Raw genomic sequence first — 1,894 nt, forward strand, 5'->3', positions numbered from 1 at the left:
AGGTTGCTGCGCCCCCGTCAGGTAGCAATTAGGGGAGGTAGCAAATGGCCTCGTCCAACTCCCAATGGGAGTCGGACGAGGTCATTCGTGTATTCTCCGGCTCGTGGCCGGCCAACTGAGAGCGGTGTTCTCACGGACGTTCAGAGATCTTGTGGAGTCCAACCGGACAGCAGCCGGCCACCGATCCTCCCGAAATCAACATTGCCGGGTAGTCTAATGCCGCGTATTCTAGTCGTTAATGAATCATATGGTGTTTATTGCACTCATAAGGAGCCAAAATGAGCGTCACTCGCCAGGTGGATCGCCGCCTCACCGAGATCGGATCCGCGATTCGTCGGTGGCGACTCATGCAGTCGTTGAAGGCTGTCGAAGTCGCAGAGCGGGCCGGCATCTCTCGATCGACGCTCCAGAAAGTCGAACGTGGTGACGCGGGGGTATCAATCGGCGCAGTGATGTCGGTTATGCAGGCACTCGGACAGCTCGACCACGTTTCCGCCTCATTCGATCCTTTGAGCACCGACGTCGGCAGACTGCGCTCTGCTGAAACGCTTCCAGACAGGGTCCGTCGATGAGTGAGCAGATCCGGGTTGAGATGGACCAGGGCGGAACGACGGTATTCGTCGGCACTGCGTACTTCCACATCGCACGGCGGCATATCTCGACGACGTTCAAATACTCCGATGAGTACGCGGGAGCTCGATGGGCCTATTCCATCGACCCGGAGCTCCCACTGTCGACAGCCCCATTCAACGTAACCGGTCTGCCGGGAGCCTTCGCCGACTGCTCTCCTGACCGGTGGGGTCGTAACCTCGTTGCGAAGGAGCATCGGCGGCAGGTCGCCGAGGGCGTCGTCCGTGATCGCCGCCTGACCGACATCGACTTCCTGCTCGGAGTGAGCGATCGCACTCGTCAAGGGGCTCTGCGATTTCGTCGTGCTGCTGACGAGGACTTCCTCAGCCCGACGAGCCGTGTACCTAAGCTGCTCTCCCTGCCCGAGCTGCAGCGGGCTGCTGATGGTGCCGCAGAAGGGTCGGGCACGGCTGTGAAGCGCCTTCTTGACGCTGGGACAGGGTCTCTGGGAGGGGCGCGGCCCAAAGCTTCTGTGGCGGACGATGAGGGACGACTGCTGATTGCAAAGTTCTCCCGACCCGGTGACGATCGAGACGTCATCGCGTGGGAGAGCCTGGCACTCGAACTTGCCCGTAGGGCTGGAATCGATACCTCTGCATCTCGGTTGCTGAGCATCGACGAGAGATCCGTGCTTCTTCTGCAGAGGTTCGATCGCACGACCGGCCGTCGGATCGGATATATGAGTGCGATGACAGCAGCCGGGCGTCGAGACGGGGAGCCCGGTGACTATCTCGATATCGTCGAAGCTATCGAAGACCACAGCCGGCGCTGGCGCAGCGACTGTGCGGAACTGTATCGCCGAGTGGCATTCTCAGTTGCATTGCACAATACGGATGATCATTTGCGTAACCATGGCTTCATACGGGCGGACGCGGGATGGCAGCTGAGCCCGGCTTTCGACATCAACCCGGAACCGGAGTCCGCGCTCGAACGGCAGACCGCGATCAACGGCGTTGTGTCCGCGGAGATCGAGGCGGAGGCGCTGCTCGAATTCGCCTCTCTCTGCCATCTGACGAAGCCAACTGCTGTGTCTGTGCTCAATGAGGTCGTGAGCGCGGTCGAAGGGTGGAGGTCGCTGGCTGTAGAACGCGGGATCCGACGGGCAGAGACCACCGAGATGGGAACCGTCATCGACACGCAGCTCGCACGTCTGCGCAAAGCTATCCGCCCGGTCAGCTGAACCGCGCGGCGTGCGGGCTCGGTTGAGCCAAGGACTGATGGCGAGCCTGCCTCTTCGTAGGGGCGGTCGGCGTGGTTCCGGGGG

Annotated in this window: 2 protein-coding genes; both read left to right on the top strand. The window is 61.3% G+C overall.

Going from position 1 to position 1,894, the window contains the following annotated elements; translation table 11 throughout:
• Positions 1–278: 278 nt before the first annotated feature.
• A complete protein-coding gene (locus tag HIM68_RS18760; protein ID WP_139906987.1) occupies positions 279–572 on the top strand; it encodes a helix-turn-helix domain-containing protein in 294 nt (97 codons plus the stop codon).
• Complete coding sequence (locus tag HIM68_RS18765) at positions 569–1,810, top strand: type II toxin-antitoxin system HipA family toxin (protein ID WP_172175384.1); 1,242 nt, start codon at positions 569–571, stop codon at positions 1,808–1,810. The genes HIM68_RS18760 and HIM68_RS18765 overlap by 4 nt, the downstream gene beginning before the upstream one ends.
• Positions 1,811–1,894: the final 84 nt, after the last annotated feature.

It is taken from the genome of Brevibacterium sp. CT2-23B (genome assembly GCF_013168765.1).
GTDB lineage: Bacteria > Actinomycetota > Actinomycetes > Actinomycetales > Brevibacteriaceae > Brevibacterium > Brevibacterium sediminis.